This window comes from Planctomicrobium mucosum (assembly GCF_051466335.1).
Lineage (GTDB): Bacteria > Planctomycetota > Planctomycetia > Planctomycetales > Planctomycetaceae > Planctomicrobium.
In genome coordinates, this window is the sequence record NZ_CP195793.1 from 2708114 (window position 1) to 2722145 (window position 14032).

General features: G+C 52.4%; 13 protein-coding genes. 2 read left to right on the top strand and 11 right to left on the bottom strand.

Annotated features, from left to right (window positions below; translation table 11 throughout):
* Positions 1–7 precede the first annotated feature (7 nt).
* Positions 8–1489, bottom strand: a complete 1482-nt coding sequence (locus SH668x_RS10930) for a serine/threonine protein kinase (RefSeq protein ID WP_437185096.1) — start codon at positions 1487–1489, stop codon at positions 8–10.
* 438 nt (positions 1490–1927) lie between these two features.
* Between SH668x_RS10930 and panD the strand changes: the two genes are divergently transcribed.
* Positions 1928–2299, top strand: coding sequence for an aspartate 1-decarboxylase (panD, locus tag SH668x_RS10935; RefSeq protein WP_437185097.1), 372 nt, complete (start codon positions 1928–1930; stop codon positions 2297–2299).
* Between the two features lie 127 nt (positions 2300–2426).
* On the opposite strand, the gene SH668x_RS10940 is transcribed toward panD, so the two are convergent.
* Positions 2427–2963: a hypothetical protein gene (locus tag SH668x_RS10940; RefSeq protein WP_437185098.1), complete on the bottom strand. Its 537-nt coding sequence runs from the start codon at positions 2961–2963 to the stop codon at positions 2427–2429.
* A 164-nt stretch (positions 2964–3127) separates the two neighbouring features.
* Positions 3128–4189 carry a linear amide C-N hydrolase gene (locus tag SH668x_RS10945; protein ID WP_437185099.1) on the bottom strand — a complete coding sequence of 354 codons (1062 nt, stop codon included), beginning with the start codon at positions 4187–4189 and terminating at the stop codon, positions 3128–3130.
* A gap of 498 nt (positions 4190–4687) precedes the next feature.
* Between SH668x_RS10945 and budA the strand changes: the two genes are divergently transcribed.
* Complete coding sequence (gene budA, locus SH668x_RS10950; protein WP_437185100.1) at positions 4688–5494, top strand: acetolactate decarboxylase; 807 nt, start codon at positions 4688–4690, stop codon at positions 5492–5494.
* A gap of 81 nt (positions 5495–5575) precedes the next feature.
* Here budA and SH668x_RS10955 read toward each other — a convergent pair whose 3' ends face one another.
* From SH668x_RS10955 to SH668x_RS10990, 8 genes are all read right to left on the bottom strand, one after another.
* The gene (locus tag SH668x_RS10955) at positions 5576–6790 is read right to left on the bottom strand and encodes a radical SAM/SPASM domain-containing protein (RefSeq protein ID WP_437185101.1); all 1215 of its coding nucleotides are present in this window, start codon (positions 6788–6790) and stop codon (positions 5576–5578) included.
* 183 nt (positions 6791–6973) lie between these two features.
* Complete coding sequence (gene mreC / locus SH668x_RS10960; protein ID WP_437185102.1) at positions 6974–7906, bottom strand: rod shape-determining protein MreC; 933 nt, start codon at positions 7904–7906, stop codon at positions 6974–6976.
* A 59-nt stretch (positions 7907–7965) separates the two neighbouring features.
* On the bottom strand, positions 7966–9015 hold the full coding sequence (locus tag SH668x_RS10965; RefSeq protein ID WP_437185103.1) for a rod shape-determining protein: 1050 nt from the start codon (positions 9013–9015) through the stop codon (positions 7966–7968).
* Between the two features lie 137 nt (positions 9016–9152).
* The gene (locus SH668x_RS10970) at positions 9153–9839 is read right to left on the bottom strand and encodes an N-formylglutamate amidohydrolase (RefSeq protein ID WP_437185104.1); all 687 of its coding nucleotides are present in this window, start codon (positions 9837–9839) and stop codon (positions 9153–9155) included.
* A 94-nt stretch (positions 9840–9933) separates the two neighbouring features.
* Positions 9934–11214: a carboxylate-amine ligase gene (locus SH668x_RS10975; RefSeq protein WP_437185105.1), complete on the bottom strand. Its 1281-nt coding sequence runs from the start codon at positions 11212–11214 to the stop codon at positions 9934–9936.
* A 72-nt stretch (positions 11215–11286) separates the two neighbouring features.
* Positions 11287–11667, bottom strand: coding sequence for a fluoride efflux transporter CrcB (gene crcB, locus SH668x_RS10980; RefSeq protein WP_437185106.1), 381 nt, complete (start codon positions 11665–11667; stop codon positions 11287–11289).
* Positions 11668–11749: 82 nt separating this feature from the next.
* Entirely contained in the window at positions 11750–13225 is a 1476-nt protein-coding gene (locus tag SH668x_RS10985) for a RimK family protein (protein ID WP_437185107.1), read from the bottom strand.
* The gene (locus tag SH668x_RS10990; protein ID WP_437185108.1) at positions 13200–13967 is read right to left on the bottom strand and encodes a cysteine peptidase family C39 domain-containing protein; all 768 of its coding nucleotides are present in this window, start codon (positions 13965–13967) and stop codon (positions 13200–13202) included. Before SH668x_RS10990 ends, SH668x_RS10985 begins: the two co-directional genes overlap by 26 nt.
* Between the last annotated feature and the right edge of the window lie 65 nt (positions 13968–14032).

Sequence of the window (14032 nt, forward strand, 5' to 3'; positions counted from 1 at the left end):
CCGAGCACTATTTCCCGATTGTTTCGTCGAGGCCCACCTTGCTCGCCAGCATGTCAAAGAGCATGGGAATGCCGAAATAAAGTCCGATCCCAGCAGTTGCGATAATCGCCAGCCAGATGATCAGGCCAAAAACACCAAGAGTTCCATCGACCAGCTTTCGAAGGGACCGCCAGATCCAACGTCGTTCATACTGCTTTGCCAGTTTCTCGTACTGGGCTGCCAAATTGGTGTTTCGAGCGTTCGCAGATTGTCTCGCCAGCATTCGACGGACTTCACCTTCAAAAACCGGGATCTGTGCCATCGGAATGAACGGTCCCTTGGATTGCTGGCTCGCCTGAATTTTTTCTGTGAAGCGATCGGAGATGAGGGACTGAATGATCGCCTGCTGCGTCATTTTGGCGATCTTCGGAGTTCCTGCCTCGTCGTAGCGAACATACCAAACCGCGTCGTTTGCTTGCTGTGGCCGTCTGGTTTCAGCGTTGAACCCAGGTTCGGTGGAAGCGGCATGCTGTGTCCCGCTCGCTGGTTGATTCGATGAGGGTGCGTGCTGGGGGCGATTCGAAGGTGTACTCTTGGCAGTCTTTGGTCGATGGCGGATCACTGTTCGGTGTGCTTCATCGATGAACGACAGAGATTCGCCAGCCATTCCGAGCTTTTCGAGGTCTTTGATCATTTCCGCACAGGTCTGATAACGTCCCTTGATGTCCGGGGACATTGCTTTGTCGATGATCAGCGAGAGTCGTTCAGGGATTCCTGCCGCAGTTCGATGAACGGAGATGAACTTCCCTTTTTCTTTGTTGGTGATCAGCTCGACGAGGGACTCTCCACTAAAAGGGGTTTTTCCCGCAAGGAAATAGTACAGCGTGCATCCGAGCGCGTAGACATCCGAGCGGCGATCGACATGCTTGGCGTTGCGGGCCTGCTCGGGGGCCATGTAATGGGGAGTGCCGAGACCTGTGCCACTTTGTGTCAGCGAGAATTCGGGTTCATCGACTTCTTTTGCCAACCCGAGGTCAGAGAGTTTTACGACTCCTTTACTGGTCACCAGAATATTGTCAGGCTTCACGTCGCGATGAATCATGTTAAGTTCATGCGCGTATTCGAGCGCCTCGCCGATCACGAGTGTGACGAGGAGTGCATCAGCAACGGAGAGCTTTCCCAGTTTATTCAACCAGTCCTGCATACTTTTACCGTCGATCAATTCCATTGCCACAAAATGCAACCCTTGATCGGAATCGACCGCGTAACACCGAACAACATTTTGGTGGTCGAGCTTGGCCATGGCGCGGGCTTCGCGGACAAACCGGTCGACGAACCCTGGCTTGGCGGAGATCTCTTTAGACATCACTTTCAGAGCGCAGTCCCGGTCCAGACTGATCTGATGGGCCAGAAAAACTGTTCCCATCCCTCCTTGACCGAGTTTTCTCTTGAGTTCAAAGTCCCCTAATTTGGTGATCTTCCTCTGAACCTCAGAGTTTTCAGCAGCCATTGTTGCCCTCGATTCATGCGAAACTCGGTTGAAATCAGATTGCTGTTATGCACCTGAAGACATTTGGAAGTGGGAGCGCTGGGAAAGATTAAGTTGGTCGGTAATACCGAATCAGATGGATTTCTTTCTGATTATGTCGAAATTGCGGGGGTGATGGCAACGAAACATGCTAAAATTGGTCCATCCCCGCTGATCCTGATTGAATGCAGTTCCTGACCCTCCTGCGCGTCGATCGACCCACAGTGGAGCTCAGTAGCACTTGACCGGCCGGGCAGAATCTGGACTAATGCGCCTCTGTAGAGGGGCCGATGCGGAGTCATTGCATTTCAGGTGCATTGATCTGTTACAATCAATCTTTTGGTTCGTCCAAGTCCGCCTCAGGCGGCCACAATCAGTCACTGATTCATCGTTCTGTCATTTGTTGAAACGCTCGCTGGAATGCTCCTTAGACTTCTCAAATCGAAACTCCATCAGGCAGCCGTCACCCAAACGGAGTTGCATTACCACGGCAGCATCACCATCGACCGGGACATTATGGACGCGGTCGGCCTGCTTCCTTATGAGCAGGTACTCATTGCAAACAGCGCCAACGGTCACAGGGGCGAAACCTACGTACTGGAAGGCGAACGCGGTTCCGGCGTGATGCAGATGAACGGAGCCTTGGCTCGACACGCTCACAAAGGCGATCGCATTATCATTATGTCGTTTGCGTTCGCGACACAGGAAGAAGCGCTGCAGCACAAACCGAAAGTGGCGATTCTGAATGAGAAGAATGTGATCATCGAACAGTTCGAAGGGGAGATCTCGTAGGGGATCCCGCTACGCAAGTTGAATCATGAAAAAAGGCACAAATCAACCCGATTTGTGCCTTTTACGTTTGATCACCGACGGTATTTAGCAGACTTCATTGTTCGCAGTTGGCTGTAATTTTCGTCACTTATTCTCCCGGGGGCAGGAATAGATTTCCTGGCTCGGGGCCGCGATTCTCTTCGTCGAGATTCAGGTCAACATCCGGAAGATCACTCAGGTCGTCTTCAACGGAATCGTCGTCTCCCAGTTCAAGGCTGGCAGACATCTCTTCAAATAGCGGTTCATATTCTTCTCGCTCATGGTCAGTCACCTGTGCCATGACGAAGAGTGTGCGACTCCCGATTTCCACTGCTCTCAGATAGACACAATTGATCAGTTCAAGCGAGACGAACTCGAGGTTGACCGCTGATGCTTTCATTCCACTGAGAATTGATTCCGCTGGATACTCATCGACGTCGTCGTATTCGCTGTCGAACGCTTCAACAGCCTCGGAGAGAACTTTCGAGGCGAGCGGACGCCCTTGCAGCACGGTTGCGGACCAGAATGTCCCCATGTCAGTCACGCTGACGGTAAACGTATCCTCACCCGGCTCTTCAGTCAGTTCCCACCCGTTCGGGTACTTGAATGTGAGTCCGTGTCCTCTGTATTCCCTCGTCAAACTCATCAAAAAACCTGCGATTCAGTGATCAAATTCGGTCGTTGCTTTTCTTCACATGATGTGCAAAGTGCATCAGCCTGTCGAGTAAGTCGCGCCCAATAAAAAATCTGCCGGAAATCGAGTGTGGATTTCCGGCAGATCGAAGTTTGATTCAACTAAGAGTCAGCTGATTATTCCGGTGCAAGGAATTTAAAAGCGGCTGCTGGTTTGAAGTTTTTGGACTGATTTCCAGCTGTATCGGGATATCCGTCGAGTGTCAATTTACGGACGCCAGCTTCTGGAGAAAAATCGATCTGCTTGAGGTCAACCCACAGCACCGATGGGCTGAATGTCCCCTCGTAGAAGTAAACGAGGTTCTTTTGATCGCTGACTGTTCGCCAAAGAGTGGATGAGATGTTTGGTTGTCCTTCCACAGAAATTCCGCGTGGGACGCTGACACTTCGCATGACGCTGAACACGGAGGCGACTGCTTCCCGTGGGTCAGCACTTTGTCGGCATGCGTTAATGAAAAAGGAAGCGCGAGCGAACCGGTCGGCAGCCCGCGAGGTTCCCGGAAGCATCACTGTTCCACCGATGCTTTCCCAGTACTTGTTCAGAGCAAGTTGCTGATCGTACGTTGGAGAGTTGGTCATGACCTGATACTGGCGGCCATGATGGATGATCAGCTCGCCATTCACGTATTCGAAGATTGCGGAATCTCCCGTCGGGTCTGAAATAGCAAGATGCACTGCTCCTTTGCTGCCATTGGGGGCGACCACTGGGACGATCCGGATTTTATCCTGCTCAACTTCCTTGACCGCTTCCTCCACCGTCGCGAAGTTGTCGAGGAGATATTGTGCCCAGGCTGTGATGACGACCGCTGGACGAGTGTCGGTTTCGGCAGGGTATTCAGATTCGACGAGGTACAGCATGTTGGCGACGAGTCCTTTCTCGTTCATGCCGTCTGCTGTGCCCCCTTCATAGATCGAGGCGACAACGCTCCCGTACTTGCTTGTCCACTCCAACGAACCCTTCTCGAGTCCTCCATTTCGATTCATGCCGCGAGGAAATGTCCAGAGGTTTGTCTGCATCTCCTCCGCCCAGTCCATCGTTCGGCCGGTGACGGTCTGTCTTTCTTTGCCAAAGTACACAGCGCGAGTACATGCCTCTGCCACTGGGCTGGAAAGGGTTGCCAGTGCGACAGCTGATGCCGAGCTGAGTGCAAAAATAGAACGGAGCGAAAGATTCAGCATAAATTGCCCTTAATCTGAATGTGGTGAGGAGGAAACTACGCGAGTCTGAAGGAAATGGTCGGAGGTGCGGTTTCAGTGTCGTGATGTAGGACCGCTCTCTCATATATGGATTGCCGAGGTTGAAATTCAAATTCCATTTTCTGAAACCGACTGTCCAAATCGAGAATTCGAATCGCGCTTCCGGATGTTCCGGTCAGTCAATTCGTGATGTTGCTATCCAGCAGCAGGTATTCTGTTCATTGAAGAAGCTGTCGAGACGTAGCCGAAGTTCCCGAGGAAAATGTTGCGAGTAACTGGCTCAATAATTTTAGCGAATGCGATACAATCGACTCTGAATTGAGAGCTTCTATCGGTTGTCGTCTCCCGTAGTGTGGATGCGATATCAATGCTCAAGTGCTTAGCTGCGGGCTCAATATGTTATCCATGACTCGATCCTCACACTCCCTTTCACTGGTGCGTGGGAAACACTCATTTAGACCAAAATTATCATCATCGCTTATGAAGCGAGTGACGCTGAGCATCCTGCTCGTATTGGTCTCAGGAAACGCGACTCTCTGCTTCGCCGCCGACGCTGCTCAGTCCAGGCAACTGACTCAGGTCTCTGTGATTAACGCATTAATGCTGGGGCAATTCAACGGAACAGTGCCTGTCCAGGATGTGTTGAAGGATGGTGACTTCGGCTTAGGAACAGTGGATCAGTTGGATGGAGAGCTGATCATTCTGGATGGCAAAGCGTTTCAGGCGCGTTCCGATGGCAGCGTTGTTGAATGTGCAGAAGGACTGACAACCCCATTTGCTGTCGTGACACCGTTTCAGGGTGAGGACGGGTTTGTCTGCCCACCGATTGGATCGTTGGAACAACTCGAGACGCTTCTCGACGGCCGACTCCCTTCCAAAGATGCGTTCGTCGCGATTCGTATCGACGGGCATTTCGATCACATTTACCTCCGCGCGGTCCCGAAACAGGTCCCTCCGTTTCGAACGCTCTCGGAAGTTGTGAAAACCCAATCGGAGTGGGAACGAAAATCGATTCAAGGGACGATGATCGGGATTCGCAGTCCTAAGTGGGTGACGGGAATTGGCATCCCCGGATATCACTGGCATTTCCTGAGCAAAGATCAGGAATCCGGCGGTCATGTGTTCAACTGCCAGTTCGATTCCGCTTCTGTGGCGTACGACCGTTGTGAGACCTGGGTGATCAAGCTGGGGTCTGGTGATGAGACCGCTGGGCTCGATCTGAATCAGGACCTCAGTGAAGAACTCGAAAAAGTCGAACGGCAGCGCGCTCCGACAGCGAAGGAATAGCTCTTCGCTGTTGGAAATGCTGTTAGAAATTCTGCGGCGACTCTGAATCGGATCGAGGCCCCAGCCTGGGGCACGATCTGATTAAGAGCGATTGGCAGGCAGATTGGCGTAGGCACCGAAATCGTTGAAGAAGAGACGCTTGGCAATTCGGTAGGCCCAGCTGCGCTCTGGGATTTCTTCGGTTGCAGTTCCTTGTGACGGACGCGGCGTCATCGCCTGGAGTTCTGCGTGAGCAGACTTACGGGCAGTCTGGTCACCAGCATCGTGCAGAACAACGAGATCGTGAAGCAGGTCGGGGCGTTCGAGCACAATACAACCGCGCGTTGTCGTGGCAGCGAGACGTCGGAATTCTGCGAGGAACTTCGATTGCGAGATCACCTGATCGATCGGGCGTTCATCGTGGATGGACTCCTTGGCGAATTGCACGATCGGACACGGTTCAATGCCGCCCCAAGGATTGATGTGGTGCGTCAACCCCGCAGCGGCCGGACAGAGCGCCTGCCCTTCACCATCGTAATAGGCATCAATGATTCCGATCGGCTTTTTGACTCTCATTTCGACAACGAATTTGCGGATCGCGGTCTGTTGCTCGCGGGTCAATGAGAGGCCCGGTTCCGGTTTCGGCCCCATCGGACGGTACACATGGAACCAAGTGTAAAGCACACCTTTTTTGATGAGTGTGTCAATCCACTTCTCATCAATGAAGTCGTTGAAGTTTGTCTGGCAAACACTGGTGCAGACCCCAGTGAGCAGCTTGTGCTTCAGGCAATTGTTGAGCCCGGCCATCGTCTTGGAAAGGACATCCGCACGACCGCGACGTTCGTCGCTAATCAGTTCCGTCCCTTCGACGCTGATCAGCGGAGTGACGTTGCCGATCTTACGGAGCTCGCGAGCGACTTCATCGGTGATGAAATGACCGTTGGTAAAGACTTGAAAGTAGCAGTTCGGATGAGCTCTGAAGATGTCGAGTAGTTGAGGGTGCATGAATGGCTCCCCCCCGACGATTCCGAAGAAGGAGTTGCCTGCCCGGTAGGCGTCTGTGATGAGACGGTTCATCGCTTTCAAGTCAATCGTCTGCTGCTTCGCGGAGACATCGACCCAGCATCCCTGACAGCGAAGATTACAGCTATTGATCACCGAGACGTACAAGAAGGGAGGAAAGTACTCTCCTTTTTTCATTCGGCGCTTGAATCGCTGGACGGAGAGTGCCCCCTTGAAGCCAAAATTGTAAGCCAACTTCCAGAGCAATCGTTTGTCTGTTTCGAACAATACCCGGCGGGCCATCTTCAAGTACATGTTCTCTCCTGCCCGTGGCATTCCGACTCTGTTCCTAAACCACATTGACGGTTCAGGTTAGATTCATCTGACAACGGTCGTTGTCTTGTGTTCTGTTTATAGCGTGACACAACCAAGGCGAGGAGTCAAATTGGACGGCGATTCACTGTTAACTGGCCGCTGAAATGGGGAACCTGCAGAAGTTCACTCGGCAGGAAGCAGTTCGATCCGAACCGGATTCAATTGTGTTCGCAGGACCGAGACGGTTGCAGGCACCTTGTCCGGCGTGTGAAGAGGCTGTACGTCAATCGTCCAAGTGTTTGCCGTCGGGGCCACGACAGCGTTGACGATCCGACCGCAGTAAATCGGAAACGATCCCGGAGAGACCGAGCGATCCGTATATACTTCGTCTCCTTCCTTGACCGCTTCCGTTGCAAGAACTTCGTTGATCTTGCAGCTATTTCCCGTTCCAGACAGGATTCCTTTGGGACCTTGAACGGGCCCAAGTGCTGAGTGACGCACGATTCGAACGGCAACCTTGAAATCTGCACTGGTGATCGGCTGAATGAGTGCCGTCTGTTTCCCCACCTGAGTTGTTCTTCCGAATAATGCTCGACCGACAGTGACGAGTTGATCCGGCGTGAGCCGCTGTTGTTCTCCCTGATCGATCAGGACTCCATCCCCTGCAAGAATCAATTCCCCGGTTTGAATCTTCTGATCTTTTCCAAGGGAGATGAGCAGTTCGAGGTTGTCGCTGAGTCGCTCTCCTCGCTGCCCGATGACGCGTGCTTCGGCAGCGTCGATCGAAAGGAGCGGTTCTTCGGATTGCGATTGAATTATCGGTGCAGATCGTTTGAGCTGCTCAACCTCTTCGTGAAGTTCTGCGACCATGAGCGAGAGGGCTCGGTTCTGAGCGAGCAGCTTGTTAGTGATTTCTGGATCGGATGATGTGGAATCGGGAGAGTTCGCAACCGTTGTCGACCTGAAACGCACAAGATTCAGGGAGAATCCGACAACCGACTGGACCGCAGACTCCAGTCGAGGAGAAATGTTTGCAGGTCCGGTTCCGAGCACAAGCGAGATGAATGCCCAAAGAGTCCAGACGAGTAACGGTGATCGAAATCGTGACTCATTCATGGAGCAGCATCCCGGTGCGAATTCTGGCTGACACAAGCGACCTCACTGAGTGAACAGTATCAGAAGCCTGCCCCTTCGGTCTGAAATCGCTTCTTCCATTGGTCGATGTGTTCGAGGCAAATCGAGTTTCCACGGGCGACAGTTGTTAGAGGTTCCGAATCGACTCGAACAGGAATTCCGAGGTGTTCTCGCAAAAAATGGTCGATGTTGCGGACAAGTGCTCCCCCTCCAGTGAGCATTAATCCAGTGTCGGCGAGGTCCCCGATCAGTTCCGGATCGCATTGTTCGATCGCTGCTTTGACGCAGGAGACGATCTTCCAAAGGCATTCCCCCAGAGCCTCGCGGACCTCTTCGCTGGTGATGATCGCTTTCCGTGGAATCCCACTCATGCTGTCGAGACCGCGAACTTCGGTCGATAGTTCAGTATCAAGTGGAGCGGCACTTCCGATTTCGATTTTCAGTTGTTCCGCGCTCGGACGTCCAATTCGCAGCGAGTAGTGCTGGCGCAGATAATCGATAATGGCTTCATCCATATCGTTTCCTGCGATGCGAATTGACTTACTGGCAATGACATCGCCGAGACTCAGAATGGCACATTCCGTGGTCCCGCCGCCGATATCGCAGATCATGCTGGCGAGCGGTTCGCTGATCGGTAGTCCCGCTCCAATGCTGGCAGCCTTGGCCTTCTCAATGAGATAGATACGCCCTGCTCCTGCTCGTTCAACGCTGTTGTAAACGGCACGTTTTTCGACCGCGGAAATCTCTGATGGCACAGCCACAATGCATCGAGGACGCATGCCGCCAGACTGACGGGCCGCCTTCTGAATGAAGTAGCGAAGCATCGCTTCACACAGCTCAAAATCTGTAATCACACCATGCCGAACCGGATGGACAGAGATAATGTTGTCGGGGGTGCGTCCGACCATTTGGCGAGCGAGTTTCCCAATCGCTGCTCCACGTCCAAGGATGCGGCGTGTTTTCTTTTCGAGAGCGAGAACGGTCGGTTCATCGAGGACAACGCCGCAACCGCGAACAGCGATGAGCGTATTCACTGTTCCCAGATCGATCCCTAGGTCAGGGCAAAGCCAGTCTCGAAGCCGGTTCAGCATGCCTTGTAAATCTCTTCAGTCCGTTGAAGCAAATTTGAGCGAAGTTTGGTGTTAGGTTCAAACTGTAACGAGATTTGCGACTTGCGGGCAAGATTGATTTCACTTCGGATCGATGATCGCATTCAAGCGAAAATCTTTCAAAGAAGTTCCGCCAACGTCTGAAGAAGTGCTGTCTGGATTTCCCGCCAGGCAACGCTATCTGTCAAAGGAAATTTCTGGTTGATTTCTAATTCGATTCCGGCGTATTTCCCTTCTGGGAACTGCTTTCTGAGGGCGGTAGTCAGGCCGTCAGACGTGCCACGATAGGGAAGATTGAAATGAATGGCCCTGTTCGGAAGGGCTTTTTTCAGCAGCTTCTTCCACCGAGCGGAAATGGTTGATTCGAGTGTCCTTGCGGGATCGAACAATAAGCCAATCTCAGTGCGACGAGTTTTGCCGTTCATTACTGGTGTGAACGAATGGACTGAAAGATGAAGGGTCGGTCCTGTTTGGGTGAGGACGGAGAAATGGTCCATGACCCGTTGGCGATACGGCAAATAGATTTCGTCGATGAGCGTCGTTTGAACATTCGCTGGCAGGGTGCGGCTGAATTCTGAAAAGATGCAAGGATGGCCCAATGTGCGGTTCAACTCAATGAGCAATCGGGAACGAGTTTCAAACTCCAGCGGCGCTTGAAATTGTTTGGCGAATCGGCGGGCGAGTTCCAGTGCTCCCGGGTCGTAACCGCGATGCGATTGAAGCGCCGTCACTGCATCGCGAAATGCGAAGCGGTACTCCCGGGGAATCGAATTTCCACCGTGTTCGCATGTGAAGAGAAGGTTCATCGCGCTGCCTGCCACAATTTGCGGCCAAAGATCCTGTTATTGGAGTTTGGAGTGCTCCCAAAATCCATCGAGAGGCGCTTGCCAAACGTCCGAATTAGTTCATGGATTCTGCGTGGAAGATTGAGCCGGAGTGAAGACAGTCCGCAAGTTTTTTATAGACTGCTCTCTGCTCTTCAGGATCGGAGGGCAAGTGCATCGATCGAATGATCCGGCTGGCAAGACAACCTTCATTGAGAATGACTTCGATTTCTTCTCCATGCGTTGATCGGAACAGAGGCTTCTGGCGACAGACCTCTTCGAAGAGAAGTCGCCAGAAATCTCTGAGTGTGATCGAGGTGAGGTCTATTCCGAACTGTTTAAGGACCGCGGCGTTAGAGATCGCACCATTTCCTGCGTCTGCGATAGCGCTCAGGAAAGTCGGTTCGAGGTCATCAATGGTGATGTCCTGCTGCTCTGCCAGCGAGGTCCAGTTTTCCTTGACCAACAATTGAATGACTTGAGTTGTCAGGGCGGCAATTGCGATATCCATGCGAGGAGATTCCTGCACGTCAATCACACGAATTTCGATGGCCCCGCGGCTAAAGCGGGCGATCGCCCCGCGTGCGTTTAGAAACTCGTTGCGAAGCACTTCGTCCGGATCGAACGGAGCGATGTCGCGGAACATCGGTTGAAAAATCTCGCGATCATAGCTGGCTTCGTCGAAAACCTGCTCCGGAATGATTCGCCCTGCAATGGTCGCGAACCCCTTGGAGTTCTTTCGATAAACATCCATTCGGGTGTCCATCAACCCAGTGGGGATTCCATCCATAAACGGGGAGCTGGCTGCGATAGCGGGGAGAAAAGGCAGAATCAATCGGATCGCTGCATGGAGCTTCGCAAACTCGACATCCCCAGAAAATGGCAGGTTGATGTGCATACTTTGCAGGTTCGCCCAACCATGTCCGCGACAGTCGAATATTTTGTCGAACGCTTCGTAGACAGTGTGGTATTCGTGCGGCCATAGCTGCAATTCGCGATCCGGATTCATCCACGGATGCATCGCGGTCGGAAGCAGCCTCGCGTTTGCCGGGGCCAGCAGTTGGTTGATTCTCTGAATGTCGTTCTGGAACTGCGAGGCAAGGGGGGGGATCTCAGCAGCGGGACCGTTCGTTTTGATTTCGATGACATGATGAGTCAATTCGTTCGACCAGGAAGTCTCCCCCTGCTCCAGTTCTGAAGTCGGTTCCCCGTGTTCATCTTTCAGCACAAAATCTGATATCGGAAGGACGTCGAGTGTCTCGTTGTCCACGATCATGTATTCGAGTTCGATACCAAATGCCTGGAAAAGGTGGAGCATGTCGCTGGCGATGAACGTAGGAAAAGGACAGGGAAACATTGGAGAAAACGAAACGGGCTCATTCCGAATTGATTAATGGCGTCACAGTAAATGACGTTGTCTGGTTCTCGCTCAATGTGTTGCTGAATGTGTCGTAAAGTACTCACCGACGACGACTCCCAGCCAGACTGTCAGGAGCCCGACAGCGAGGTTGCTGATGACATTCAGGCACGCCCATCCAAATTGACCTGAATGAGTCAGCTCCCAACTTTGATAGGCGTATGTCGAAAAAGTTGTCAGGCCGCCGAGAAATCCGGTGACCAGAAATGACCTGCCAACAGGTCCCGGCCAGCCAGTTTTTGTAACGGCTGCCATCACAATTCCGATGATGAAACAGCCAGCGACATTCGCCACAAATGTTCCAAGTGGAAATCGGTGAAGTACCAGGCTGCTTAGTGAATATCGCGCCATCGCTCCAAGTGCGCCGCCAATTGCAATCGCGATCCAGTTCATGTGTAAGTTGTCAATTCAAGGGACGAAGTATTGATCCGGAGTTCACCCGAAAACTCTCGGTGACCAATTGCGAATGCGTCGCTTAATATTTAGGAATCGAGCCTGCTTTCGACAGTTCAATTCGCCGGAGAAACGACTCCATTACTCGACGATAGAGGTCGTCACGGAGCACTTCGTCTTCACAACCCGCATCCACATTCGGGTTGTCGTTCACTTCGATGACGTAGTAGTTCCCTTCAGATTCTTTCACATCGACACCGTAGAAGCCGTCGCCGATGAGATTGGCCGCCTTGAGTGCAATCTGCACCGCTTTTCTGGGGGCGAGTTCGACAGGGAGCGTCTTGAAGTTTCCGTATCGATCATCTCCCTGCTGCGACCAGTGGATGATCTGCCAATGGTTGGGAGCCATGAAATATTGGCACGCGAACAGCGGTCTCTGATCAAGAATACCGATCCGCCAGTCGAAGGTTGTCGGAAGGAATTTCTGAGCAACAAGCAGTTCAGACTGGGCAAAGAACTCTTTCAGCCGAAGCTGAAGCTCTTCTTCATTTTTGACCTTAACGACCCCTTGGGAGAAGGAGCTGTCTGGCTTCTTGAGGACGCATGGGAAACCAAGTTTCTGCGCAATTTCATCGGCGTTGTCACGATGAACGACCAGTCCTTCCGGCATCGCGATCTTATGACGCCCGAGCAATTCGGCGAGATAGACCTTGTTTGTACAGCGTGCGATCGATACCGGGTCGTCGATGACAACCAAGCCTTCGTTGGCGGCCCTTCGTGCAAACCGATACGTGTAGTGATTGATTCCCGTCGTCTGACGAATGAAGAGAGCATCGTACTCCATCAAACGGCCATAATCGTCGCGGGTAATCAGCTCGCAATTGATTCCAAGTTGCTCGCCAGCCTTGATGAATTTCTTGAGCGCCCCTTCGTTGGATGGGCTGGCATCCTTTTCGTCTGGATCGTAAAGAATGGCAAGATCGAAGCGGAAACGCTTTTGCTTAGGACGGGCATTGGAGCCCCCGGAGAAGTGTTTTTCAGCGGACTCAATCATGAATCCTCGGTGCATCTCGGGGACATCATTGGTTCCCAGTGCTTTCACACTGCGGATTTCCCAACTGCCGTCTTTTGCAAAACGAAATCGCATCAGTGGGATCTGGAACATGTTAAAAAGCTGTCGGCTCAATCGTTCATAGCGTTTCGCCATGTTGCGACCGAAATAGACGCTTAGCTCGAATTCATCCGATTGGAGTGGTTCAAGTGATTTTTGGATCAGATCTTCCAGTTCCTCGCCGACGAATCGGATCATTGCTGGTGATTTCAGATCCTGCAGGGCGATGACCCCAGGCATCGGTTTGTGTCCCCGTGCTTCTGCGAGCAGGGAGACGTAGTACCCTGTGCTTTGATATTTCAGCGATCGGCAGAGGTTGAAGAGTTTGACATTGCGACGGCCAGCAAACTCTTCGTCGGTGACATACCTCCAAGAGTCTACAATTTCTACGTTTGGGATCTCCTCCGGCCAGTCCTCGACTTTATCTGTCACGATCAGTGCGGGCATTCCCCACAACTCCCTTATGGTTCTTTGGACGAATGATCAACAAGTTTGCGTCATAAGTCACGATGCCCAGCATGATGGCTGAGAAGACGCGATCAATGTCCACTGCGTAGAGCCGGTCCTTGGCAAAAGGATTCGCTTCGAGCGGGTCAGCAACAAGTACAGTGCGGCGCTCTGGGTCGTATCCACATAAAACAACGAAATGTCCCGCTGGAAGTCCTCTCACATCGTCTGCGAGAGTGGTTTTTCCGGGCGGAGGGTTTTCGGGGCAATACTCGCGCATTTCCCCGTAGAGAAATGTGGCACTGAGCCCGGTGAGTATCGGAATCTGCTTCTTCAGATAACGACGAATCAACTCGATGGTGAGAACCTCCATGCGGAGTTTTCCACCGAGACGGATGAAATCAATATACGCCAAAGTCGCTGCACGTAGGCGTGTCGAACTCTTCGCCTCCATTTGAGCGCGTAGGCGTTCCTCAAGATTGATGTCGCGATCTTCGCGGAACCATGTCGGATCAAAGACTTGCAGGTCATAGCTGTAGAGTTTGACGTCATAGCCGTGACGCAGTGCATGGCTTCCGAGAATGACAGCGAGCGTTCCCCCCTGCTCCAGCTGACCAACTTCAGAAACGATGCTATCGAGTGCTGCCTTATCCCCGTAATAGTTGTAGACCGCATGCAGGCAGGTTGGCCCGCATGTGGTGTCGTTCGGTTGAGGAAGCATCTCGAGACGCAGGCGATTCATTCCAACTATCCGCGAAGCCGATTTGGATTTCGTGGATTCTACGGCGTCGAACAACGGACGAGATA

Excerpts from the sequence above, each read along its gene's own strand:
- SH668x_RS10985 (WP_437185107.1), bottom strand. The coding sequence starts at position 13,225 with ATGCCCGCACTGATCGTGACAGATAAAGTCGAGGACTGGCCGGAGGAG.
- SH668x_RS10945 (WP_437185099.1), bottom strand. The coding sequence starts at position 4,189 with ATGCTGAATCTTTCGCTCCGTTCTATTTTTGCACTCAGCTCGGCATCA.
- panD (WP_437185097.1), top strand. The coding sequence starts at position 1,928 with ATGCTCCTTAGACTTCTCAAATCGAAACTCCATCAGGCAGCCGTCACC.
- budA (WP_437185100.1), top strand. The coding sequence starts at position 4,688 with ATGAAGCGAGTGACGCTGAGCATCCTGCTCGTATTGGTCTCAGGAAAC.
- SH668x_RS10955 (WP_437185101.1), bottom strand. The coding sequence starts at position 6,790 with ATGTACTTGAAGATGGCCCGCCGGGTATTGTTCGAAACAGACAAACGA.
- SH668x_RS10975 (WP_437185105.1), bottom strand. The coding sequence starts at position 11,214 with ATGTTTCCCTGTCCTTTTCCTACGTTCATCGCCAGCGACATGCTCCAC.
- SH668x_RS10970 (WP_437185104.1), bottom strand. The coding sequence starts at position 9,839 with ATGAACCTTCTCTTCACATGCGAACACGGTGGAAATTCGATTCCCCGG.
- SH668x_RS10965 (WP_437185103.1), bottom strand. The coding sequence starts at position 9,015 with ATGCTGAACCGGCTTCGAGACTGGCTTTGCCCTGACCTAGGGATCGAT.
- SH668x_RS10930 (WP_437185096.1), bottom strand. The coding sequence starts at position 1,489 with ATGGCTGCTGAAAACTCTGAGGTTCAGAGGAAGATCACCAAATTAGGG.
- SH668x_RS10940 (WP_437185098.1), bottom strand. The coding sequence starts at position 2,963 with ATGAGTTTGACGAGGGAATACAGAGGACACGGACTCACATTCAAGTAC.
- SH668x_RS10990 (WP_437185108.1), bottom strand. The coding sequence starts at position 13,967 with ATGAATCGCCTGCGTCTCGAGATGCTTCCTCAACCGAACGACACCACA.
- crcB (WP_437185106.1), bottom strand. The coding sequence starts at position 11,667 with ATGAACTGGATCGCGATTGCAATTGGCGGCGCACTTGGAGCGATGGCG.
- mreC (WP_437185102.1), bottom strand. The coding sequence starts at position 7,906 with ATGAATGAGTCACGATTTCGATCACCGTTACTCGTCTGGACTCTTTGG.